The following is a 24763-nucleotide window of genomic DNA, read 5'->3' as shown; positions in this document are numbered from 1 at the left end:
GATCAAAAGGTAGTATATCCTTACACATACGCTGTGGCAAGGGTATACTACCTGCTTTTTCATTTGTAAACGGTTAAATTTTATCAAACCACTAGGCTTAATAAAAGAACAAATGCTAATCCAACAACAGAAATGATTGTTTCTAGTAATGTCCAAGTTGCGAACGTTTCTTTCATGGTTAACCCAAAATATTCTTTAAACATCCAGAAACCAGCATCATTGACGTGTGAAGCAATTAAGCTTCCGGCACCGGTTGCAAGTACAACTAATGCGAGATTGACATCGGATTGTCCGAGCATTGGAATGACTAAGCCGGCCGTTGTTAATGCAGCTACCGTTGCTGATCCTAATGAAATACGTAAAATCGCTGCGATGATCCATGCAAGTAGAATGGGAGATAGAGATGTACCGTCGAATAAGTTGGCCACATAATCCCCGACACCACCATCAATTAACACTTGCTTAAAGGCTCCACCGCCTCCAATGATTAAAAGCATCATTCCAATTTGATGAATCGCTGTTGAACAAGAGTTCATCACTATTTTCATCGGAATGTTACGAGCAATTCCCATTGTGTAAATCGCAACTAAAAGTGATAATAGCATTGCAGTTGATGCATCTCCGATAAAACGAATCCCAGATAGAAAAGCATTGTCATCTAAACCGGTTGTTTTTTGAAGTAACGTGATAACGGTTGCAATCGACATTAAAATAACAGGAAGCATCGCTGTAAAAACACTAATACCAAAGCCGGGTGTTTCTTCAAGTTTAAATGTCTTTTGTTCACCTAAAGAAGCAATGTTTCCTGTTTTTGTAAATGATTGAGGTACAAGCTTCTTTGCGAGTTTTGTAAACAGCGGTCCTGCGATGATGACCGTTGGAATCGAAACGATGAACCCGTAAAGCAACACTTCACCAAGGTCAGCGCCGTACTCACCTGCGATAACAGTCGGGCCTGGATGAGGTGGTAAAAAGCCATGTGTCACCGATAATGCAGCAACCATCGGAATACCTAGGTGCAAAATAGATACCTTCAATTCTTTTGAAATCGCAAACACAATTGGAATTAACAACACAAGTCCAACTTCAAAGAATAGCGCAATTCCGATGATAAATGAGGCAGCAACGACCGCCCATTGAATGTTTTTCTCACCAAATTTGTTCACAAGTGTCATCGCGATGCGTTGAGCACCTCCTGCATCTGCGATAAGCTTCCCTAACATCGCCCCTAGACCGAAGATTAATGCCAGGTGACCAAGTGTACCACCTAATCCTGCTTCGATCGTTTTTACGATGCTGTCAAGTGGCATTCCAAGCACTAATGCGACACCAAAAGATACGATAATCAAGGAAACAAACGTATTGAGTTTGAATCCCATGATCAAAATGAGTAACGCTAAAATCCCAAGGGCTACAATAAGTAATGGCATGTGAATCCCTCCATGTTTTTTATCTTGTTGTGTTCGTTAAGTTTCTTTGATACGTTGCAATTCTTTCATAATCACTTTCTAGTACTCTCGATAAATGAATAAAAATAGGGAGTAACTGTTGATATTCATTTGTCGCTTCTTTGTTTGGTGTATGCCTATACGTCTCTCCAATCATCTCTGAAACCACATCAAAAGAATCAATCTTTCCAGTGGCATAAAGCCCTAATATGCATGCTCCTAGGCAAGAGCTTTCATAGCTTTCTGGAACGACAACGTCTGATTCAAAAATATCGGACATCATTTGACGCCATACGTGAGAGCGAGCAAAGCCTCCCGTTGCTTGAATACGAGTAACCGAACAATCCATGCATTCAATTAAGGCTAAAAACACCGTATATAAGTTGTAAATGACACCTTCTAATGCTGCTCGGATCATATGCTCTTTTTTATGGGCCATCGTTAAGCCGAAAAAGGAGCCACGTACATCTGGGTTCCATAATGGAGCACGCTCACCTGCAAGATAAGGGTGAAAAAGGAGTCCGTCAGCACCAGGCCTAACACGTTCTGCAATTTTCGTTAACACTTCGTATGGATCAATACCGAGTCGTTTTGCCGTTTCCGTTTCAGAAGAAGCAAATTCATCTCGAATCCAACGAAGGACCATGCCGCCATTATTGACAGGGCCACCAATTACCCAATGATTTTCCGTTAAGGCGTAGCAAAAAATTCGTCCTTTTTCATCTGTTTGTGGCTTATCGATGATAGTACGAATCGCACCACTTGTCCCAATCGTCACCGCAATTTCACCTTTTTGAATAGCGTTTACCCCTAAATTTGAAAGCACACCATCACTAGCACCAATCACAAAAGGTGTTTGTGGATCAAGTCCAATTTGAATTGCCAATTGTTCGTCACAATTCGTAAACGTTTGCGTTGTCGGTACCAGCTCAGATAACTGATCACGTTTAATGCCTGCAACGTGTAACGCTTCTTCATCCCAATCAAGGGTATGGAGATTCATCATGCCCATCGCTGAAGCTAACGAATGATCGACAACATAGTGGTCAAAAAATTTCTTAAATACGTATTCTTTAATTCCGATGTACTTTTTCGTTTTAGTAGCGATGTCAGGGTGTTCATTCACGAGCCACATAATCTTACTTAAGGGAGACATCGGATGAATTGGTGTGCCTGTGCGTTTATAAATGTCATGTCCATTGCAGTCATTCTTTAGTTTGCGTGTCCATGCTTCGCTTCGGTTATCTGCCCACGTTATACATGAAGTAAGTGGTTGGTCGTATTCATCCATCGCAATGACGCTGTGCATGGCACTACTAAATGAAACAAAAGAGATATTCTTTTTGCCGTGCTTTTGCATAATATTTGTCATTGTCTGTAAAACTGCTTGAAAAATCTCTTCAGGGTCTTGTTCAGCCGTTGAAATGGTAGGTGTATAAAGGGGATACCCGACATTCTCTTTGTGGATGACTTCCCCTTTTTCGCTAAACAGAACCGCTTTTGTACTAGTGGTCCCTATATCGACTCCTATCATGTAGTTAGTCATGGTCTTGTTCGACTCCTTTGGATAGAATTTGTTGCGACATCCAGAGGTCTTCTACTTTTCCTTGAACATCATCAAAGTTTTGATGCAATGACTCAATCATTCGCTCTCGATTTTTTGTTCGAATCGCTTCAACATATAATTCATGATTGCTCAAAATGCGGTTAAAATCATCGAGCTTTTCTTTAAAACGCATTCTCATCGATAGAAGAATGAGACTTTCCATCGTTGGCTTTAAATTACTCCAAATCATTAGGATGTGCGAGTGGTTGATAGACCGAATAATGGTTTCGTGAAATAACACATCTTGAAACGAAAACTCATCAGCATCTTCATATTTAATCGCGACCTTCATCATCTCAAGTATTTTACTAAGCTCTGTTACAAGCTCCGTTGTATCCATTTTGACAAGACGCTCAAATACAAATGTCTCAATAAGTAGACGTACATCATAAATTTCTTCAATTTCTTTTTCTGTTAATCCAACGACAACCGCACCCATGCGTTCTAAACGAATCATGTTTTCAGATGCGAGGATTTTTAATGCTTCACGCACTGGTGAACGACTTACAGCAAAATCGGCAGCAATTTTATTTTCTGACAACTTGGTACCGCTCTCAATTAAACCAGAAATAATACGCATTCGAAGCTCAGACGCCACGCGATCACCAGAAGAAGCTTTCAATAACCACTTTGTAGGATATAAAAATTCAGTTGATTCAGCCATACATTCACCTCTTTTGTCAATCAAGTATACTTGTATACAAGTATTATAATATAATGAATCCATTTTGCAAGTGCTTTCATTTTTCTATTAAAAGAAATAGTCAAAGAGTAGGAATAAAAGTAGAAAGTAATACACTAGGTGTTGCGCTCTATGACTGCATGGTTAGCTCTTCCGATGTGTAACCTAACAGATAGGGTAAACAGAAATATGAATAAAAAACGGAACTGCTTTGAGGACTATTCGTAAGAAAGAGAGGAAGAAACAATAAAAATCAATTATGATAGAACAAAGCTATTCAGTAAACAGTAGGAGGTTTTTGTGATGTCAACATCTAAAACCATGAAATTAATTACAGGTGGATTGGAAGCATTCTGGGGTATTCCCATTCTAGGAGGAGCCATTATTCTGGGTCTTTCATAGACGCCTTTAGTTTTTATGCTTGCTCTACACATTGTGACGCTTGTTTTCACAAAGAAAGATGGCGGCGCTTCAGCAGGAAGTATTTTAGGAATTGTTACATCATGTATTGGCTGGATTCCATTTGTCGGCATGGTGATGCATATTATCACCGCTGTTTTCTTATTCATTAATGCTTTTCAGTCAGATCGCCATGTTGTGACGAACCGCTCTGACATTTAATCATTAATTCCAGCTTGGAAACTCTCATCATTTCCATGTCGCTTCTCAAACAAAAGTAAAGGCAATTACTCATAGAAAAAAGCTCAAAGCAGATCACTTTGAGCTTTTTTATGTTTATTCACCTAAATCTACATTGTGATACACACGTTGAACATCTTCTAAGTCTTCAAGGGCGTCAATTAGCTTTTCAAACTGTGCTTGTGCATCTTCTGGTAATTCGACATCGTTTTGAGCAAGCATTGTTAACTCTGCCACTGTGAAATCTGTAATACCAATTCCTTTGAACGCTTCTTGCACCGCGTGAAATTGATCAGGTTCTGCATAGACAATTACTGCTTCTTCTTCTTCTAATACGTCGCGCACATCAATGTCTGCTTCCATTAATAATTCTAATACGTCATCTGCTGTTTTTCCTTCTATACCAATTACAGCTGTTGCATCAAACATGTAGGCAACAGAACCACTCACACCCATGTTTCCGCCATTTTTACCAAAGGCAGCACGTACATTTGAAGCGGTACGGTTTACATTATTTGTTAGTGCGTCAACAATGATCATTGAGCCATTTGGTCCAAATCCTTCGTAGCGCAGTTCGTCGTAACTTTCCTCACCGCCACCTTTTGCTTTATCAATGGCACGATCAATAATATTGCGTGGTACGTTATATGTTTTCGCACGTTCTAGCACGAATTTTAAAGCTTGGTTTGACTCTGGATCTGGTTCACCTTGTTTGGCAGCTACATAAATTTCAAGTGCAAACTTCGAATACAAACGACTTGTATTTGCATCTTTTGCTGCTTTTTTTTCTTTAATATTATTCCACTTACGACCCATTCTATTTCACTCTCTTTCAATTGTGAATCTATTTAAAATCTACTCTCTATTATAACGCAAATGAGAACCAGTTTACGAGTATCTAGTTTAAAAAGGCATATGCTATCTTATATACCTAGATAAGATAGTACAATTTGTTCATTTATTGTAAAAATTTAGTGAATTATATGTATAAAGTCATTATAATACAAATATAGGTAATTATCCCTCTTATTCCACTGCTTTAATAGGAGGAATGAATACGTGTCATTTTATAGTTTGTTAGTGTTGATTCATGTGATTGCAGCAGTTGTTGGATTAGGAGCTAGCTTTGGAATGCCTGTAGTCGCAAAGTATAATGCGAAGTCGGTTTCGAATGCAAAGTTGTGTTTTAAAAATTAATAAAAAAATTGAGAAGTTTGCGAAAGCAGGCTCACTTATCCTACTAGCAACTGCCATCTTAATGGGAGTTATCAATCCTAACCTATGGACACAAGGCTAGTTCATTGCTTCTCTTGTCATCTACTTTCTAATTCAAACAGTTGTTGCGGCTATGATTCCAAAAACAGTCGAGAAGCAAGTGCAAATTGTAATGGATAGTAAAGGTGATTCTTTGTCAGCTGACTATCATAAGTTAGATAAGAAAATTGCCAAGTTAAACATGGTCGCACACGCCGCGGCCATTATCTTAATTGTTTTGATGTCAACAAAACCATTTTAAGTTAAAAGAGAAAGGGTGTTACACGTGAAACATGAAAAACCGGTCTATTTTGATGGCAGTGGAATTGGAAAGAAAGAAGTAAAATCATCCTCTTCAACGAAGTCCAAACAAGTCGTTATCACAGAAGACATGCGAAAACAACTAAGTGGAAATCCTTATGTAGCAAAAAGTTTTTGAAGGAGCAATCGTAGGTTAATAATTTTCACGAAATAAAAAATCCTTACCTATTATCTAGAGGGTATTCTAGATTCAATAGGTAAGGATTTTTCATTATTTAACGCCTTTCATCAGTTCTTGAATTTTCGGCGATAACGCAAATAAGATGATACTCAATATGATGGATGCTCCACCGATTGAACCGAAGTATAAGATCTCATTTTCAGCGTTATAAAATTTAACAAGTTGAGCGTTAATAGCTTGAGCTGCCGCACTCGATAAAAACCATAAGCTCATCGTTTGTGCAGAGAACGCAGCGGGTGCTAATTTTGTTGTTGCAGATAACCCAACAGGAGATAAACATAATTCTCCAAGAACAACAATGAAGTAGCTAAGAACGAGCCATAATGGATTCACAAGTGAGTCACTACCACCAAAGTACGCAGGTAATAAAATCACAAGGAACGATAAGCCGGCAAATAATAGAGAAAGCGAGAACTTTTTCGGTACAGATGGCTGACGGTCACCAAGCTTTACCCAAAGCCATGCAAACACAGGTGCAAGCACAATAATAAATAATGGATTTAATGATTGAAACCAAGCAGGTGAAATGGTGATGCCTGCAAATTCTAATTGTGTACGCTTATCTGCATAGTTAGCTAAAATGGTAGAACCTTGTTCTTGAATCGCCCAGAACATAACAGAAGCAATGAAGAGCGGGATATATGCGATAAGACGCGAACGCTCTACATCTGTTGTTTTTGGACTGCGGTACATGACAGTAAAATAAATCGTTGGAATTAAAATACCTAAAATACCAACAAGTCCAACAAAGACATTCAAAGTTAAGATACCCATTGAGATTGTAACAGCGATTAAAACAGCTAGAATAACTGTAGCAACCCCAATTCTTGTAAATACCTTTTTCTTTTCATCTGGTGCTAATGGATTTGGCACATACGTACCTGCAAGACCAAGGTTTTTCTTCTTTGTTAAAACGAAAACAAGTAATCCTAAAAACATTCCAACAGCCGCTAAACTAAACCCTAAGTGAAAGCTCACTTCTGTCCCAATTGTTCCAACTGTTAACGGAGCAATGAAAGCCCCAAGGTTAATTCCCATATAGAAAAGACTAAACCCAGCATCACGACGATTATCATTTGTGCTATAAATGTCTCCGACTACACTTGAAACGTTCGGTTTTAATAAACCAGTACCAAGAACGATAAGAACCATTGATACGAAAAACAATGATAAACTACCTGGAAATGCTAAGGCGATATGACCAAACATAATCAGTACTCCACCGTAAAAGATGGCTTTTGACGTTCCGAAAATACGATCGGCTAGCCAACCACCGATAATTCCGGACATATAAACGAGTGCGCCGTAGATCGACATAATGGATAGAGCTGTATTCTCATCCAGTCCTAATCCACCTTTTGATACTTCATAGTACATATAAAAGACAAGGATCGCTCTCATTCCATAATAAGAGAAACGTTCCCAAAATTCTGTGAAGAAAAGCGTGAAGAGTCCCTTAGGGTGTCCAAAGAATCCTTTTTGGGGAACGCTTGACACAATTTTCTGTTTATTAAAATCTGACATAGGGTAACCTCCTTATTCTTTTAATATAATACTTTTAGTTGTGATGTGTTGTCAAAGAAATATTTGGAAAAGTAATAATAAAGGGTTTTTAAACAAATTTTAGATAAATTGTATAGGTTATACAATTTACTAAAATAGTAAAACATTTAGGTGTAAAGGAATGCGCATCTTTAGAGTTTTGAATAAATTTCTAATTAAAAGAAACAATAGGTGATAAATAAGTATTTTTATAGACTTCAGAATTAAGAAGAAACTGAAGAGAAAGTAGATATCTGTTATAGTTAGAAGATGTGCAAACGTCCCATTGGGCAAAAAATGAGAGATAGGATGAAACGAATGAGCGTAGAAGTAACGCTACAAGTGAATGAAACATTTAGTAGTAAGTATAAAGAGGGATATCCTCTTATTCATAAAGAAGCATTAAAGAACAGTAAGGGTCTTGATTCAGAAGGAACGATTGTGACACTAGTAGACGAAAATAAGAAGTTTATCGGGAAAGGATATTATGGTCGACAAAATAAAGGGTATGGATGGGTGATTAGCTACAACCGAAACGAGTCATTTAACCAGGCTTTTTTTAAACAAAAGTTAGCAGCAGCCATCCAGGCGCGTTCTTCTTTTTATCAATCGACAGATACAACGGCTTTTCGTGTGTTTAACGGAGAAGGAGATGGAATTGGCGGATTTACGTTAGAGTATTTTGATGGGTACTATTTGTTTAATTGGTACAGCAAAGGCATTTATACATTTCAGCCATTGATTATTGAAGCATTAAAAGAGCTTGTTGAATTTAAGGGGATTTATGAAAAGAAACGTTTTCATACAGGTGGTCAGTATATTGAAGATGATGAGTTTGTAGCTGGAGAAAGAGGTGAGTTCCCACTCATCGTTAAAGAAAATGACGTGAATTTCGCGGTGTATTTTAATGAAGGGGCCATGGTAGGTGTCTTTTTAGATCAACGCAACGTTCGTCAAACAATTTTAGAAAAGTATTCAAAAGGAAGAACCGTTCTGAATACCTTTTCCTATACAGGTGCCTTTTCTGTATTTGCCGCATTAGGTGGAGCAGCTAAAACAACGAGTGTAGATTTAGCAAATCGAAGTCTGAATAAAACAATTGAACAATTTAGCATGAACGAAATTGATTACGAAGCACAGGATATTATTGTGGAAGATGTGTTCAAATACTTTAAATATGCAGTAAAAAAAGAGTTAACCTTTGATACGGTTATCCTAGATCCACCAAGCTTTGCACGATCAAAAAAATTCACGTTTAGTGCGTCAAAAGGCTACAAAAACTTACTAAAAGAAGCGATTGCAATCACAGAAAATGGTGGAACAATTGTTGCTTCGACAAACTGTAGCTCCTTTGGTATGAAGAAGTTTAAAGGATTTATTAAAGATGCATTCAAAGAGATGAAAATGAACTATCAGCTACTTGAAGAGTTTTCATTGCCATCAGACTTTAAAACGATTAAAGAGTTCAAAGAAGGCGATTACTTGAAGGTTGTTTTTATTAAAAAAATCGACAAGTAAAAACAAGTGATTGTGTCGTGTTTTGTCTAGTTTTATCACCTAGGAAATAAAAAAAGAAAAGAAGAGGTGTCTTATTTGCAAGACTTTTTACAGTTAGGAATTGACCAAGAATTAAACCGAGCATTAAGAGAGAACGGAATTGCCCAACCAACACCTGTGCAAGAAGCGTCCATTCCGCGTTTACTTGAGGGGAAAGACGTTGTTGCTCAAGCACAAACCGGTACAGGGAAGACGCTCGCGTTTGCACTGCCGATGATTCAAAGGATAGATACACATAAGGCTGAAGTGCAAGGGTTAATTGTTGCTCCAACAAGGGAGTTAGCGCTTCAAATTACAAATGAAATTAAGAAAGTTCTCGCCTACAAGAAGGATGTTAATGTACTTGCTGTATACGGTGGACAAGATGTGGAACGACAAATTAAGAAGTTAAGTGGAGGTGTACATCTTGTCATTGGAACACCTGGTAGAATTCTTGATCATATGAGAAGACAAACCCTTGACCTTTCCACAGCAACTCACCTTGTCTTAGATGAAGCTGATCAAATGCTTCACATCGGCTTTTTACATGAAGTAGAAGACATTATTAAGGCAACAAGCTCACATCGCCAAACGATGCTGTTTTCAGCAACGATGCCGAATGAGATTCAGCGTTTAGCAAAAGCCTATATGAACAAACCTGAAAAAGTAAAAGTAGAAAGTACACAAATTACCCTGACAGATATTAAGCAATCTGTTATTGAAACGACCGATCGAGCAAAACAAGCCTCACTGTTTCACGTTCTTGATATGTATCGACCGTTTTTAGCTGTCATTTTTTGCCGTACAAAGCGACGTGTTAGTAAGTTGTATGAGGCATTAAAGCAACATGGTTATAATGCTGATGAGCTTCACGGTGATTTATCTCAAAATAAGCGTGAAAAAGTAATGGAACGCTTCCGTTCAGCTGACATTCAATTTCTAGTTGCGACAGACGTAGCGGCTCGCGGACTTGATGTTGAAGGAGTTACCCATGTGTTTAACTATGACATTCCAGAAGATGTGGAAAGTTATATTCATCGTATTGGTCGAACGGGTCGCGCCGGCGGGTCAGGAGTAGCTGTTACATTTGTTGCGCCGAAAGACCGAGGATACCTTCAACTTATTGAAAAGGGAATCGAGCAGACGATTAAGCGAAAAACGATTGAACTCGAAACAACGAATGAACAACATGCACCAACAGAAAAACAACACCAACGTGAAAAGAAAGAAAGCAAAAGCCACACGAGTAGAGGCGGTCAGAAACGAAAAGCCAAGCCAAGCAATGAAAAGTCTTACTCAAGTCAAAAGCGATCAGCCACCTCAAAACCAAAACGATCGTCTCGTCCGAAACGCCACTCACAATAACGTGTGAAGCCACTCTTTTACAAGTCAACCTGTAGAAGGGTGGCTTTTTGTTTATGATATGAAAGAGGTGTAATCACTATTTTCAAGCATAACGAACAAAGGTGAAAAAGGATTTATACTAGAAGTTATAACCTTCACTTAGAACCAAGTAATAAAATTAATTGACAACTATGAAAATCTATTGATAACATAATAGTTGTGGTTAGAAGTAGGTACTAAATGTTGAGATGAATGATTAACATGTTGCACGTTCGCGTCTTAAATAGTTAGAAAATTCGAAACGATAAAATGAATGGTTTCTTCATTTTCAGCAACATGAGTGGATGTCATAGTCATTGAGAGTAATAGGAGTTGAAAATGGAAGGAGCTAATAGAATGAAAGAGTTAAAAACATTTGGATGGTATGCAGCGAGAGTTGCTCCTCACCTTCCTAAAAAAGCATTTAAGCCTGTCCCCACTCGTCTTCTAGGAGGGCTTGCTTATCTTCTGGTGGTAATTGGGGGATTTTTGACAATTGGATTACTAGAATTAAATTCATGGATTAGCCTGGGCATATCCGTTATTTTAGGTTCTAGCTTTGCTGCAATGGGGTTTTTAGGACACGAAATTTTACATGGTACGGTTGTGCGAAAAGCATGGCTTCGTGACTTTTTAGGAGCTGTTTCGTTTTTCCCGTTGAGTGTTGGACCTCGACTGTGGAGAAAGTGGCATAACATGAATCACCATATTCATACGCAAGATGAAGAGAAAGATCCAGATGCATGGCCAACGGTCGATAAAATTGCTAGAAGTCGATTTTTACGTTGGGTCTATCGCATTCCGCATTCATTTCGAGCGTTTGCGAGTTTTTGCTTTTTAGCGATCTCGTTTTCTCTTCATTCTACGAAAATGTTTAAGCTTTACATCAGTGAATTTAAGCCTACAAAACGTCCAGGGGTTTGGCTTCAACTGATTCTTCCATGGGCAACGTGGATTACTCTGCTATTTATCATGGGGCCGACAAAGTGGTTTTTCGCATTTTTATTACCGTTACTAATTGCAAACTTTATTGTCATGTCTTACATTGCAACCAATCACCGCTTAAATCCATTAGTTCCGGTTAATGATCCATTAGCAAACTGCTTAACGGTCACTGTACCGAAGTGGGTAGATGTTCTTCACTTTAACTTTTCGTATCATACAGAGCACCACTTATTCCCAGGAATGAACCCGAAATACTATCCGTTAGTGAAACATCATATTAAACGAATGTGGCCAGACCGCTATCATGAGATGTCATTTATGAAAGCGATGATTGCACTTTGGAAAACGCCGCGCGTCTACTATCAAGGAAGCGAACTAGTCGACCCGTATCAAAATAAAATGTATGGTTCACTCGGTCACGGCCTTGACCCCCAAAATATTAAATATCGAGTAGAAGAACTAAAAGACCAAGTGCTTCCATCTAAAAAGAAAAAAACAATGTAGAAAGTAAAATATCCCCCTGTTATAAAAAACAGGGGGGTATTTATGTCGTTAAACGTTGGCATTGTTTTTTTGTTTCGTCAACCATCTGTAACTCAATCCGTAACTCAGTGAAATGAATAGAAATGTCATAAATCCCGGAGAGATAGATTCTGGAATGGTAAAGTATAAAATGATTCCGATAAATAGATGAAAAAATGCGATTTTATTCATCGATCGATTTTTTTGAGTGAGAGATATTAAGTCAATTTGCTTCTTTTTTATCCATAAAAAGTCTGTGACAATGACGGCTGAAAGCGGAATAATAAAGGCTCCCAGTAACGCAATGTATGTTTTCGCTTCATTCACAAGTTGTGGAAGCATGCTTAAAATGAGCGCAAACACTCCAAATAAAAGAGCTGCTTTTATTCTACCTAGAGCTGGAAAGCTATTTAATAAACTAAGGCTACCCGTATAGGCATTGCTTAAGTTAATCGAAATCATCGATAAAAGCGTACATAGTAAAATAAACGCAATGAGCCACTTTGACGTCGTCAGTGACATAGCTGCGACATACGGATTGACATGTTGAAAAAGGACTGCACTAAATGCACCTAAAACAGCTGTGACAAGAAATCCCCATACATTTCCAACTAAAACGCCATAAAATCCATGTTTTGTGGATTTGGCGTACCGCGTCATATCAGAAGCAGCACTTACACCTGATACATACTGCATAAATGCTAAACTAGCAAAAAAGCTCATCGTTAAAAAGGACGACGATGTGCTAGAAGAAAGATCTGTCGTCGTAAATGCATCAGACTGAACAAACAAAATAATCATCACGACTTGCCCGATTAATAAAACGGGAAAGAACTTTCTGGTGACGCTTTTAACCGCATCAAATCCAATGAGAGAGAGTAAAATCATGATGCTACTAAGTAATAACGTGATAAGTGCAAATGGAACATACCATCCAAATGAGTGTACGACTACCTCTTGTACAACGTAGGCTCCGCCAATGACTTGAACACTAAACCAATATAAAGATGTAATGGAGCGGATGGGAGATGAAACCCATTGTGTACCTTTTATCCCTAAAATGGACCGAATGGCAAATTGAGCAGGAATACCATGCTGCGCCCCTGGCAGTGATAAAAAAGAAACGAGCCAAAAAGCTAGTGTGGCTCCTATTGTAGTGGAGACAATTGCAGACATAACCGAAAGGCCACCTTGTAAAACGGCGAAAGCAGGTACGAGAAAATTACCAGCATTGACAGCAAAAGCGGCTTGTAAACTCGCATACTCATACCATTTTGTTTGCCGAAGCTCTTTTGGGACCGCTTCTAATCCGTACCGCTCGATTTTAAATTCTCGTTTTTCGACACTTGTATTCATAGAAATCTCCTTCTAATTTGTTCCTCTTTTTATTATAGCTTTACTGGTTAAAATGAGAAGGATGAAAGATAGGACTATAGTCTCCAAAATGAAAAATTCAAATAATTTTATTGTGCAAACGTTTCCATTTTTTATATAATAGAGTTGTTCTTTACTAGATTAAAGAGGGGATGGGGTACCGTGAGAGCAAAACGTTGGTTTGCGATAGTAACGGTGCTTGCAATGATTGCATCTATTTTTTCGAGTTTTCCAATGCAAACGCTTGCAAGTGCAACAAAAGTGATTATTCATTATCAGGAGAAGCCTGAAAATACAAAAGACTGGAATTTATGGGTATGGCCAGAAGGCGGGGATGGGAAAGCCTATGAGTTTACAGGGGAAGATGCATTTGGCAAATATGCTGAAATTGAAGTACCAGGAGATGTGAAACGTGTCGGATTTATTGTCCGTACAGATACATGGGAAAAAGATGGAGAAGACCGTTGGATTAACATTCAAAATGGTGAAGGAGAAGTATGGATAAAAGGTGGAGATACAACGACGTATACAGAGCCACCAGATGGAGAATATCGTGATTTCCCATCATATGAAAAAGTCAAACTGACAATCCATTATTCTCGTTATGATCAAAACTACGACGGCTGGAACCTATGGATGTGGCCAGAAGGAAAAGATGGACAAGCTGTTCAATTTACGGAAGAAGATGAGTTTGGAAAAGTCGCAACCGTCGAGTTGTCAGATCCAGAAGGCATCAAGAAAGTTGGGTTTATTGTTCGCCAAAGTGTAGAAGGCAATGAGTGGGCAAATAAAGAGTTTAATGATCGTTATGTGACAAAGTTTAATGAAGATGGTTCTGCTGAAATTTGGATTGCACAAGGAATGGAACGAGTGTTTTACGATCCATCTGTTATTGATCGTAATCCAAAAGTTGTAAAAGCAGCCATTGATAAAATGAATGAAATTACGTTTGAAACGAATGTGCCTTTTAAGGTAAATGAAGGTACAAATGCTGGTATTACATTGAAAGGTGCTGAAATTAAAGAAGTCGTACCTTTTAACGGCAAAGATGAAACGACCAATAAAGTTCGAATTATGACAAAAGAAAACCTTGATTTAACGAAATCATATACGGTTTCAAAAGCGTTATTTGGAGAGGCCACTGTAGAAGTAGGAGCAGCTGTACGTTCAAAAGAGTTTGACGAGTTGTTTTATTATCAAGGCAACGATTTAGGAAATACGTATACAAAAGAAAAAACAGCCTTTCGTCTGTGGGCCCCAACAGCAAGTGAAGCAAAACTTGTTACATATAAAAAGTGGGATGACACGACAGGCACAGAAATCGACATGAAACAAACTGAAAAAGGAACATGGACAGCAGAATTAAAAGGTGACCAAGATGGTCTCATTTACACGTATAAAGTAAAGATTGGCGACAAGTGGAATGAAGCAGTCGATCCGTATGTTCGTGCTGTAACAGTAAACGGTGACAAAGGAGCCGTTGCGGACTTAAGCTCAACGAATCCAAAAAAGTGGCCGGCGAAAAAGCCAGCTTTACAAAAGCCAGAAGATGCGATTATTTATGAATTACACGTTCGTGACTTATCTATTCATAAAGACAGTGGCATTCAACATAAAGGGAAATTTTTAGGGGTAACGGAAGAAGGAACGAAGGGTCCAGGTGGTGTGAAGACAGGATTAGACCATATTAAGGACTTAGGTGCAACACACGTTCAGTTTATTCCAATCTACGACTATCGTACAGTTGATGAAACAAAGCTAGATCAACCTCAATACAACTGGGGGTATGACCCTAAAAACTACAATGCACCAGAAGGTTCTTATTCAACCAATCCATACGAACCCAAAGTGCGTATTCATGAAATGAAGCAAATGGTGCAATCGCTACATCAAAATGATTTACGTGTCATTATGGATGTTGTGTACAACCATATGTATGCAGTAAACGAGTCAAACTTTAATCAGCTTGTTCCTGGCTATTACTTCCGTTATAACGAAGACGGAACATTAGCAAATGGAACCGGTGTTGGAAATGATACGGCTTCAGAGCGCAACATGATGCGCAAATTCATTGTCGATTCTGTTACTTATTGGGCAACTGAGTACAATTTAGATGGATTTCGCTTTGATTTAATGGGAATTCATGATGTTGAAACAATGAATGAAGTTCGCAAAGCATTAAACAAAATTGACCCAAGCATCATCATTCTAGGCGAAGGTTGGGACTTAAATACCCCACTCCCTGCTGACCAAAAAGCCAATCAAAAAAATGCAGGCAAAATGCCAGGTGTGGCACACTTTAACGACACGATTCGTGATGGATTAAAAGGAAGCGTGTTCTATGATGAGGAAAGTGGCTTTGTCAATGGCAAGCAAGGCATGGAAGATATCATGAGGAAAAGCGTAGTAGCTGGTCTTGACTATAATGCTGCTACTGCGACGTACAAAGACCCTGAACAAGTCGTTACGTATGTGGAAGCGCACGATAACCACACATTATGGGATAAGTTACTTTTAACAAACCCAGACGCAACAGAGCAAGAGCGTAAGCAAATGCATAAATTAGCATCATCGATCATTTTAACATCACAAGGAATGTCATTCATTCACGCTGGTCAAGAGTTCATGCGCACAAAAGGCGGCGACCATAACAGCTACAAATCACCTGATGCGGTCAACCAATTAGACTGGGTGCGTCGAGGTGCGTTTAACGAAGAAGTCGAGTACATGAAAGGTTTAATTGAATTACGCAAACAGTATCCGGCATTCCGTATGGCGACTGCTGAAGAAATCAAACAACATGTATCGTTTGTTCAAGCGCCTAAAAATGTCGTAGCGTACACGTTAACAGATCCAGCGAAAAAGAATGCAGCAAAACAACTCGCAGTCATTCACAATGCAAACAAAGAAGCAATGACAATTACGCTTCCTGGTAAAAGTGATTGGTCATTGCTTGTGAACGGAGAAAAAGCAGGTACAAAAGCAATCAAAAAAATAAAAGGAAATGTCATAACAATTCCAGCTCTTAGCACGTTCGTGTTAGAAGGAAACACAGGTTCAAATCAAGGGAAATTCCCGTTCAACGATGTACCAGCTGGCTACGAGTGGGCAAAACCTTACATTCAAGAGCTTGTTGATCAAGAAGTGACAACAGGGGTTACACCGACTGAATTTCAACCAGGAAAATCTGTCACACGCGCTCAGTTTGTCACGATGATCGGACGAGCGTTGAAAGTTGAAGCAGCAGCATCTAACGAAACGTTTAAAGATGTAAAACAAGGCGAGTACTATACGCCTTATGTATTAAAAGCAGCAGAGATGGGGCTTGTAAAAGGAGACGATGGCTTTTTTAAACCAAACGCTCCGATTACACGTGAGCAAATGGCTCTTATCATCACAAGACTTTATGATCACCAAAAAGTAGAGGTTCCAACAGGTGACTATAAAGCATTTAAAGATTATGATAAGATCTCTCCCTATGCGCGAGAAGCGATTGGAGCATTAAAAGCGTTAAATATTATCTCTGGCAAAGCCAATGGAACTTTCGCACCGAGAGAGCGTTTAACACGAGCACAATCTGCGAAAGTATTAGTCGAATCACTTCAACACGTTAAGTAAACAAAAAAAGCCTGCGATTTTAGATACGTCTAAAATCGCAGGCTTTTTTATGTTCATACTCATTCTCTTGAATCACCCCAACAAGTGTAAAGAAAGGGTCTTCCGTTATGGCTAGGGGTGTAAGTACGTCTCAGGTCTTAGTTGAAAATAAAACTCAGGCTCGTTATGGCGATTTTTATTTATAGATAGAATAAAGACATGAAGAAACGAAAGGAGGAAATAGAACGTGAAGAAATTTGGATTGTTTATTCTAGGAGCTGTCGCAGCGGTGGTGTTACTAGCGAATTTAGGCCCGATGATTGCACTAGCCATTAGCTTAGCGATTCTGTACTTTGTTTTCAAAGAATTTGTAAAAGCACATACAACAGGTAAGAAAGTGTTATGGGTTGGAATTGGCTTAGTTGTGGTAGCCGCTTCAATTTCAAATATTCCAGCTATTGTCGGTGTCATTGCCGCTTATGTTTTATACGTTATCTATAAAAAGTGGAACGAATCAAAAGATGTGGTAGGAGACACAACAGATCCGTTCATGAGCTTTGAAAAAGAATGGTCTCAATTAAAACAAAATCGATAAAAAGGGAGAGAATAAAATGAGTAACTTATTTACACGTATGAAAGATTCAATTATATCCGATTTACATCAATTACTTGATCAAAAAGAACAAAAAAACCCACTTGGCTCGTTAAATCATTACTTACGCCAATGTGAACAAGAAACAGAAAAGGTTCGTAAATTAGTCGAGCGTCAATACTTGTTAAAAGAAGAATTTACTCGTGAATATCGTTATGCAAAAGACATGGCTGAAAAGCGTCAATATCAAGCAACGATTGCAGCAAAAGCGGACGAAAGAGAGCTTCATGACTTCGCAATGCAAGAGCAAGTTCAATACGAAGAGCGCACACGTCACCTGCAAGAGGCAGTGCAAAAAGCAGAGCAGCAATTAGCGGAACTTGAGCGAAAATATGAAGAAATGAAGCATAAGTTAAAAGATATGCACATTAAGCGTATGGAACTGATGGGACGTGAAAACATTGCACGTGCACATCATCGTATGAACAAAGTGTTAGAAAATAACGCATATTCGACTAAATCATTTACACGCTTTGAAGACATGGAAAGTTACATTGATCGCCTTGAACATCAAGTAAACAATGACTATCACCGAAGCACGATTGATAGTCGTATTGCTCAATTAGAAAAAAATGACAAAAAGGAAGAAGCGCCTGCTATTTCATAAGTACAAAACATGGTATGCTAAGAAAGACGTACACAGTTGCGTCTTTTTCGTATATTCTCAGCGACCAACGACGAAGGGAGGAAAAGCAATGAAGATAAACAAAACAGACTATATGAATTGGATCTTACTAGTAGGGGTTGTTTTGCTTTTACTAGAGCTTTCCTTTTTTAATGGAGGGCTCATCTTTTCACTTCTCGTGGCCGCTGGTTGTATTTATATAGGCCGTAGACGCCTCCCAAAACAATCAGGAAAGCTCTTGTTTTGGGGTGGAGTCATTGCATTTGTTTTTCAAATTTTAAACATGATGACGTTTCAGTTTTTTTTACTCGCTGTTTTGATTCATCTCGTGTTGAAGTTTGTGCAAACAAAGCGTACACCAACGCTGATTAAGCCAACTATAACAGAACCATCGATTACAAATGGTGAAGTCTTTAAAAAAGCGCCGCTGTTTCAAAATACCTTATTTGAGCGTCAAAAAACGCCAGAACATGTGTATGAGTGGAACGATATTAACATTCAAAGTGGCATTGGCGATACGGTGATTGACCTTAGCTATACCGTTCTACCTAAAGGAGAAGCTGTGATTGTCACTCGTCATCTCATTGGAAACGTACAAATCCTCGTTCCTTATGAAGTAGAAGTCTCAGTTCGTCATTCAGCGATTGCAGGGAACGTAAAAATTTTTGAGCACGAACATCCGAAATTTTTTAATCAAACGATCTGTTTTCAAACGGCTCAATACGAAGAAGCTTCGCAAAAAATAAAAATTGTAACAGCTATGATGACAGGTGATTTAGAGGTGAAGCGAATATGAGTGCGATTCAACGTCAACTCTTATGGGGTATCTCTTTATCACTGTTGCAGTTCTTTACACTCATGATCCTCTTTTTTACTACTTTTCCATTGTCAGACTGGCGTCTTCTATGGGAACTTGAGATCTTTGATGTGCCATTTATTGTCCTTTCACTTAGTGTGAGTTTAACAATTGGTCTGTTGGCAGGAGTTGTGAACGGGTTTGTGTGGCGTAAGCAGTTACGAGTCGTGTCAAATATGCTTCACGATGTTGAACTAGGTAAAAGTAGTTCTGTTCCAGACGGGGCACTTACACATGAGTTAACTGCAATGACAAACCGTGTGACGAACATTCATAAGCAAATGACAGAGCAAACGAAAATCTCACAAAAAATGGCGAATGAAAAAGTAGAAGATCAAGAAAAGCGAATTCAAGAAATCGTTTCTCAAGAACGCAACCGTTTAGCACGAGAATTACATGATTCAGTGAGTCAGCAACTTTTTGCTGCTTCGATGCTAATGTCAGCGATTACTGAAACGAGGGAAGAAATAAATTCATCGGAAACAAAGCAATTAAAGATGGTTGAAGAGATGATCAATCAATCGCAGTTAGAGATGAGAGCTCTACTTTTACACTTACGTCCGATAGCATTAAAGGGAAAATCCTTACAAGAAGGAATGAAAGAGCTACTAATCGAACTGTCTCAAAAAGTACCAATGGATATTACGTGGAAAGTCGAACATATCTTATTAGATAAAGGTGTAGAAGATCATTTATTCCGCATTCTCCAAGAGTCTGTCTCCAATACACTTCGACATGCAAAAGCGACAAGCTTAGACGTATTACTTGTCCAACGAGATGATTTAATTATTTTACGAGTTGTAGATGATGGAAAAGGATTTGATGTCGAAACGGAAAAAGCAGGATCTTATGGGCTGCAAAACATGTATGAACGAGCGTTAGAAATTGGTGGCATGATGAAGATTGTGAGCCTAAAAGATAAAGGGACACGACTAGAAGTAAAAGTACCATTCGTAAAAGGAGAGGGTGAAAGCGATGATTAGAGTGTTATTTGTAGATGATCATGAAATGGTAAGGATTGGAGTGTCTTCTTATTTATCCGCGCAAGCAGATATTGAAGTGGTAGGAGAAGCATCAAATGGTAAAGATGCGATAGAGCTTGCATTGTCGTTACGCCCTGATATCATTTTAATGGATTTAGTCATGGATGGAATGGACGGAATCGAGGCAACGAAAAACATTATTGAAAGTTGGCCAGAAGCCAAGGTGATTATTGTCACGAGTTTCCTTGACGATGAAAAAGTCTATCCGGCTTTAGAAGCAGGTGCAGTTAGCTATATGTTAAAAACGTCAAAGGCAAGCGAAATTGCAAATGCTATCCGTTCGACGTATGAAGGGCAATTTGTCTTAGAACCTGAAGTAACAGGAAAGATGATGATGAAGATGCGCCAAAAGCCGATGGTACACTTACATGAGCAACTAACAACCAGAGAGATGGAAATTTTATTATTGATTGCTGAAGGAAAAACGAATCAAGAAATTGCTGATGAGCTATTTATTGCGTTAAAAACGGTCAAAACACATGTAAGTAACATTTTAAGTAAGTTAGAAGTTCAAGATCGTACGCAAGCTGTAATTTACGCGTTTAAACACAATTTAGCTAAATAAGGAAATAATCATGGTCTTTGTACCTACATGTCGCTCAACTCATAAGTCTAAACCACCCCTGCCAAATAACCAATAAATGTCTTCTTTTGTCGAAACGGTAGAAATAAGCCTTTCGCTTCCCTATGATGAACAAGGTATAAAAAATCAAAGAGGAGCGATACATAGTGAATGACCAACATACATCAAGAGCAGAAGCTGGTGCTACGATCGAAACGGAACAAACACCAAAGCGTGTTCCGAAGAAATGGATTGTAGCGGCGGCTCTTATTTTTGTACTCATCGGCGCATCTGTGACGTTCGGTGTGTTCTTCAGTAAGTCTGCAAAAGATATTTATTTACTCTCCGAATATAATGCCTATCAACAATTATCAAAAGAAATACATAACAAATACGGTGATCAACTTGCGTTTCAAGAAAAAACATTTGAAAAGCCATCAAGCACAGACATGAAGATCAGTGGAAATGTCGACATGGAAATGGCACAAGGAGATCCCAATTTAGAAATGTTACAAAAGATTTTAAAAGAAACAGCCATTACCGTTAAAACGGAGCAAGACCCAAAAACGGCAGTGAGTGCTAGTAGTATCTTGTTAAACTCACAAGGTACAAAAGTGGGCTTTGACATGTTTTATTCAGAAAAACAAGCAGGTGTGAAAGTACCACTCATTTATGATGATTATTTTTATTTGAATACGAATGACTACGGAAACTTGATGCGTATGTTTGATCCGTATTACACAGGAACAGAAACATTAGAAATTGATTACTTTGAGTGGAAAGATGCTAAGTTAACAGAGGTAGAACAAGCGCATTTAAAAGAACACTATGGAACATTCATGATGGACCAACTAAAAGAAGAATATTTTACAAAAGAAAAAGGAATTGCGTATAAACATGAAGGAGAAGAAATGAAGCTAACAAAAGTAACGTTAGCGATGTCTCCAGAAGAAATAAAAACGTTTTTATCTAACGTTGTAGGTCGAATGAGTGAAGATGAAAAGCTCATTGATATGTTAACAAAGCGTATGGTAAGTATGGCCAAAGCTTCTTCTATGAATATACAGCCTCAAATGGAAGCTGATTATACAGATCCTAAAGTAGCAAAGAAAGAAATTGAACAGGGTCTAAAAGAAATGAAACAAGATATTAAAGATGCTCAATATCCGAAGGGCTTTACATCAACGCTATTGGTCACAAAAGAAGATGTTGTCATTGAGCGCAATATGCAACTGGCTGTTCAGCCAAAAGATCATATCGAAAGTGAAGAAGCAGTCGAATTTTTAGTAGAAACAAAGAATGTTCCTGTTGGTGAGAATAAAACAGATAAAGCATTTAAATTTGAAGCAGGGACAAAGGGGAAATCAGACTCGTTCCTTTCTTTTGAATCAACAAAAGCAATTGAAAAACAAAAAGAAAGTCGTGTAGAAAAACGCACGTTAAACCTTCTGCTTGAAGAAAAAGGAGCTGAACCAACGAATGTTGGGTTAACAGTTGACTCAACATTTAAAGAGGCTGGTAAAGTGGAACGTGAATTCTCGTTACAAGCGGATGAAGGGATCCCAGCTATAAATGGAATGTTGATGCAAGAGCAAGATATTAATCTTGAAAAAGAATATGCGAATTATGTCTTTGATATCGAACTTAACGTAGAAGATGGTCAAGAAGCGGGAACACTATTCTTAAACGTAGATTCTAAGACAGAATTAAAAGACAAAGTAACGATGCCTAAAATGAACACAAACAGCGCAATCAATGTGTTAGAGATGACTGAAGAAGATATGTATGCTGTACAAGAACACGCAGCATATCGCATTCAAGCCCTAATGCAAGAATTGAGCAATAAGTATTATTAAATATAAGTGGATCTGAGAGCAAAGAAGCAACTGCTCATCGGTAACTCTGTCCTAAAAGAACTCCTTGTTCCTAACCTCCATTCACATAAATGGATACATGAGCAAGGAGTTTTTTCATTATTTTTTAGCCTTATCCTGTCTCACTTCTTATTAGGTATTCACCCATTTTGATGTGCGTTCATATGTTAGAACATGTGACATATTTTCTTTCAACTAAGGGAGGATTATCATGGCTGGAAACGTGAAAAACTACTATGCAGCTGGTAATACAGCGAGAGGGTTTCATAGCTTGTTTGATTCCAATTTACAAGGGTTAGACCGTTTATTCATTTTAAAAGGCGGACCTGGCACAGGGAAATCCACTTTAATGAAACAGATTGGTCAAGAGTGGAATGACAAAGGTTTCGATGTAGAATACATTCATTGTGCATCGGACAACGGTTCGATTGATGGTGTCATTATCCCTGCATTAAAAGTGGGGATTGTCGATGGGACGGCTCCTCATGTTATTGAACCAAAGGCACCAGGGGCAATTGAGGAGTATGTGAATTTAGGAACGGCGTGGGATTCCGCACAGTTAGCTAGTGAAAAAGAAGTGATTGTCACGCTTTCTAATCAGATTAGTCAATCATTTCAAGCGGCGTATCGTCATTTTGAAGAAGCATTGCGCGTTCATGATGAGTGGGAGAAATTCTATATTGAAAATATGGATTTTCAAAAAGCTAATGAGTTAACTACTAATTTAATTGCTTCTTTATTTCAAGGGAAATCATCAAACAAAGCGGCCAATGTTCGCCATCGCTTCCTTGGGGCTGCCACGCCAAAAGGGGCCGTTGACTTTGTGCCTAACTTAACAGAAGGGCTAGCAAAGCGCTATCTCATTAAAGGTCGTCCTGGATCTGGGAAATCGACAATGCTTAAAAAGTTGGTGACGGCCGCTGAGCAACGAGGCTTTGATGTAGAAGTGTATCATTGTGGGTTTGATCCAAACAGCTTAGACATGGTCATTGTAAGAGAGCTTGGATTCGCGATCTTTGATAGTACGGCTCCTCATGAATATTTCCCAGAACATGATTCAGATGAAGTGGTAGATATGTACGGAACGGTGATTGCGAGTGGGACAGACGAGAAATACGAAGAGGAATTAAAAGACGTGGCGGCAAGATACTCAACAAAAATGAAAGAAGCGATTGCTTGTCTAGCTCAAGCAAAACAACTTCACGACCAGCTTGAACATTATTACGTCGAAGCGATGGATTTTACAAAGATTGATGCGTTTCGTCAGCAGTTAAACGATGAAATCAACAAGTTAACGTATTAAAAAAGCACGGCCTGATGGCCGTGCTTACTTGCGTATGTTAACTTCTACACCAAAGTGATCAGAGACAACAGGCTTATGTTCACCATTAAAGATAACGGCCGACTTCGCCACGGCTACTTCTTTGCTTGATAAAATAAGGTCGATACGTAAATCCTGTTTGTTTTGATCCCACCCAGCAATTTTACCTTTAACCGTAATGCCGCTATCTTTCTCATCAGCTAACTGATACGTATCATAGAGGTTGTGGCTCATGAGATAATCGTAGCCTTCGTTTCGAATATAAGCATTATTGTTAAAGTCACCCATCAAGAAAAATGGCTTATCTTTTGGAACGTGAGCAAGCAGTGCGTCGATTTGTTCTTTCACTGGCTCTTCCTCATCGTTCCACCAGCCAAGATGACAAGAGTAGAACGAGAGCTCTTCATTGTCATAAGCAATCGTTGCACCAACAATGCGACGTGTTTTCCAAAAATCTGTGTCCTTGCTTTGCGAGATGAAAAATGAATGACTTTCAACAATCGGATGTTTTGTTAAAATGGCTAAACCTTCTTCATACACATCGTACCCGATATGAGCAAAGTCCCAAACAAGGGAATACTCGTCAATTCCAAGCTTTTTCAATTCCTCGACTAAAACAAGTCCATAGTTTCCTTCTTTTACGTTGTCATAAACAAGCGGCTTTTCAATGAGTTGACTCACTTCTTGTAAAGCAATGACATCGTACCTGTTTTCTTTGATAGTCTCAGCTAGAGATTGAATTTTCTCTAGCTGATTTTCTTCTTGCCATGAGTGGCAATTGAGTGTTAAAAGTTTCATGT

At 38.7% G+C, this 24763-nt stretch carries 21 protein-coding genes and 2 pseudogenes; 16 read left to right on the top strand and 7 right to left on the bottom strand.

All coding sequences use genetic code 11. The features are described 5' to 3' along the window. Positions 1–83 precede the first annotated feature (83 nt). The 3 genes from DIS06_RS07965 to DIS06_RS07955 are packed head-to-tail and all read right to left on the bottom strand — an operon-like array spanning position 84 to position 3718. Positions 84–1430 (bottom strand): GntP family permease, encoded by a 1347-nt coding sequence (locus tag DIS06_RS07965; protein ID WP_110112709.1) that lies wholly within the window; start codon positions 1428–1430, stop codon positions 84–86. A gap of 19 nt (positions 1431–1449) precedes the next feature. Then, positions 1450–2994 (bottom strand): gluconokinase, encoded by a 1545-nt coding sequence (gene gntK / locus DIS06_RS07960; RefSeq protein ID WP_110112708.1) that lies wholly within the window; start codon positions 2992–2994, stop codon positions 1450–1452. Next, complete coding sequence (locus tag DIS06_RS07955; RefSeq protein WP_110112707.1) at positions 2987–3718, bottom strand: GntR family transcriptional regulator; 732 nt, start codon at positions 3716–3718, stop codon at positions 2987–2989. The genes gntK and DIS06_RS07955 overlap by 8 nt, the downstream gene beginning before the upstream one ends. 321 nt (positions 3719–4039) lie before the next feature. On the opposite strand from DIS06_RS07955, the pseudogene DIS06_RS07950 reads away from it, so the two are divergent. Further along, positions 4040–4357 (top strand): annotated as a pseudogene (locus tag DIS06_RS07950) (hypothetical protein). A 114-nt stretch (positions 4358–4471) separates the two neighbouring features. Here DIS06_RS07950 and DIS06_RS07945 read toward each other — a convergent pair. Further along, positions 4472–5191, bottom strand: a complete 720-nt coding sequence (locus DIS06_RS07945) for a YebC/PmpR family DNA-binding transcriptional regulator (protein WP_110112706.1) — start codon at positions 5189–5191, stop codon at positions 4472–4474. A 243-nt stretch (positions 5192–5434) separates the two neighbouring features. Here DIS06_RS07945 and DIS06_RS20120 point away from each other — a divergent pair, with 243 nt between their 5' ends. The 3 genes from DIS06_RS20120 to DIS06_RS20110 all read left to right on the top strand — a co-directional run bounded on the left by DIS06_RS20120 (position 5435) and on the right by DIS06_RS20110 (position 6068). After that, positions 5435–5572, top strand: coding sequence for a hypothetical protein (locus tag DIS06_RS20120; protein WP_162595917.1), 138 nt, complete (start codon positions 5435–5437; stop codon positions 5570–5572). Between the two features lie 151 nt (positions 5573–5723). After that, positions 5724–5891, top strand: a complete 168-nt coding sequence (locus DIS06_RS20115; protein WP_162595916.1) for a hypothetical protein — start codon at positions 5724–5726, stop codon at positions 5889–5891. 24 nt (positions 5892–5915) lie between these two features. Next, the gene (locus tag DIS06_RS20110; protein ID WP_162595915.1) at positions 5916–6068 is read left to right on the top strand and encodes a hypothetical protein; all 153 of its coding nucleotides are present in this window, start codon (positions 5916–5918) and stop codon (positions 6066–6068) included. A 93-nt stretch (positions 6069–6161) separates the two neighbouring features. Here the strand turns inward: DIS06_RS20110 and DIS06_RS07940 are convergent, their stop codons facing one another. Next, positions 6162–7655, bottom strand: a complete 1494-nt coding sequence (locus tag DIS06_RS07940; RefSeq protein ID WP_110112705.1) for a peptide MFS transporter — start codon at positions 7653–7655, stop codon at positions 6162–6164. Between the two features lie 336 nt (positions 7656–7991). Between DIS06_RS07940 and DIS06_RS07935 the strand changes: the two genes are divergently transcribed. The 3 genes from DIS06_RS07935 to desB all read left to right on the top strand — a co-directional run bounded on the left by DIS06_RS07935 (position 7992) and on the right by desB (position 12041). Beyond that, positions 7992–9191 (top strand): class I SAM-dependent rRNA methyltransferase, encoded by a 1200-nt coding sequence (locus DIS06_RS07935; protein WP_110112704.1) that lies wholly within the window; start codon positions 7992–7994, stop codon positions 9189–9191. A 66-nt stretch (positions 9192–9257) separates the two neighbouring features. After that, on the top strand, positions 9258–10574 hold the full coding sequence (locus DIS06_RS07930; RefSeq protein WP_110112703.1) for a DEAD/DEAH box helicase: 1317 nt from the start codon (positions 9258–9260) through the stop codon (positions 10572–10574). 375 nt (positions 10575–10949) lie between these two features. After that, positions 10950–12041, top strand: a complete 1092-nt coding sequence (gene desB / locus DIS06_RS07925; RefSeq protein WP_110112738.1) for a Delta(10) desaturase DesB — start codon at positions 10950–10952, stop codon at positions 12039–12041. A 48-nt stretch (positions 12042–12089) separates the two neighbouring features. Here the strand turns inward: desB and DIS06_RS07920 are convergent, their stop codons facing one another. Further along, a complete protein-coding gene (locus tag DIS06_RS07920) occupies positions 12090–13415 on the bottom strand; it encodes a purine-cytosine permease family protein (RefSeq protein WP_110112702.1) in 1326 nt (441 codons plus the stop codon). Between the two features lie 222 nt (positions 13416–13637). Here DIS06_RS07920 and pulA point away from each other — a divergent pair. The 9 genes and pseudogenes from pulA to DIS06_RS07880 form a co-directional block, all read left to right on the top strand. After that, positions 13638–16478: pseudogene (pulA, locus tag DIS06_RS07915) on the top strand (type I pullulanase); the annotation flags it as partial. Continuing rightward, positions 16470–17051: an S-layer homology domain-containing protein gene (locus tag DIS06_RS20595; RefSeq protein WP_239421950.1), complete on the top strand. Its 582-nt coding sequence runs from the start codon at positions 16470–16472 to the stop codon at positions 17049–17051. The pseudogene pulA and the gene DIS06_RS20595, both read left to right, overlap by 9 nt. A gap of 226 nt (positions 17052–17277) precedes the next feature. Next, positions 17278–17625 (top strand): lmo0954 family membrane protein, encoded by a 348-nt coding sequence (locus DIS06_RS07910; protein ID WP_110112700.1) that lies wholly within the window; start codon positions 17278–17280, stop codon positions 17623–17625. 16 nt (positions 17626–17641) lie between these two features. Beyond that, complete coding sequence (locus DIS06_RS07905; protein WP_110112699.1) at positions 17642–18289, top strand: PspA/IM30 family protein; 648 nt, start codon at positions 17642–17644, stop codon at positions 18287–18289. Between the two features lie 88 nt (positions 18290–18377). Then, on the top strand, positions 18378–19103 hold the full coding sequence (gene liaF / locus DIS06_RS07900; RefSeq protein ID WP_110112698.1) for a cell wall-active antibiotics response protein LiaF: 726 nt from the start codon (positions 18378–18380) through the stop codon (positions 19101–19103). Beyond that, complete coding sequence (locus DIS06_RS07895) at positions 19100–20146, top strand: sensor histidine kinase (RefSeq protein WP_110112697.1); 1047 nt, start codon at positions 19100–19102, stop codon at positions 20144–20146. The genes liaF and DIS06_RS07895 overlap by 4 nt, the downstream gene beginning before the upstream one ends. Beyond that, positions 20139–20771 (top strand): response regulator, encoded by a 633-nt coding sequence (locus DIS06_RS07890; protein ID WP_110112696.1) that lies wholly within the window; start codon positions 20139–20141, stop codon positions 20769–20771. The genes DIS06_RS07895 and DIS06_RS07890 overlap by 8 nt, the downstream gene beginning before the upstream one ends. A gap of 164 nt (positions 20772–20935) precedes the next feature. Further along, positions 20936–22624: a DUF6583 family protein gene (locus tag DIS06_RS07885; RefSeq protein WP_110112695.1), complete on the top strand. Its 1689-nt coding sequence runs from the start codon at positions 20936–20938 to the stop codon at positions 22622–22624. Between the two features lie 229 nt (positions 22625–22853). Continuing rightward, a complete protein-coding gene (locus tag DIS06_RS07880) occupies positions 22854–23945 on the top strand; it encodes a PRK06851 family protein (protein ID WP_110112694.1) in 1092 nt (363 codons plus the stop codon). Between the two features lie 24 nt (positions 23946–23969). Here the strand turns inward: DIS06_RS07880 and DIS06_RS07875 are convergent, their stop codons facing one another. Next, positions 23970–24761 carry an endonuclease/exonuclease/phosphatase family protein gene (locus DIS06_RS07875; RefSeq protein WP_110112693.1) on the bottom strand — a complete coding sequence of 264 codons (792 nt, stop codon included), beginning with the start codon at positions 24759–24761 and terminating at the stop codon, positions 23970–23972. Between the last annotated feature and the right edge of the window lie 2 nt (positions 24762–24763).

Source organism: Bacillus sp. CGMCC 1.16541, from assembly GCF_003184905.1.
In the GTDB taxonomy this organism is placed as follows: Bacteria; Bacillota; Bacilli; order Bacillales; family Bacillaceae_H; genus Priestia.
Note: the sequence above shows the minus strand (reverse complement) of the source record. Positions and strands in the feature narration are given on the sequence as shown.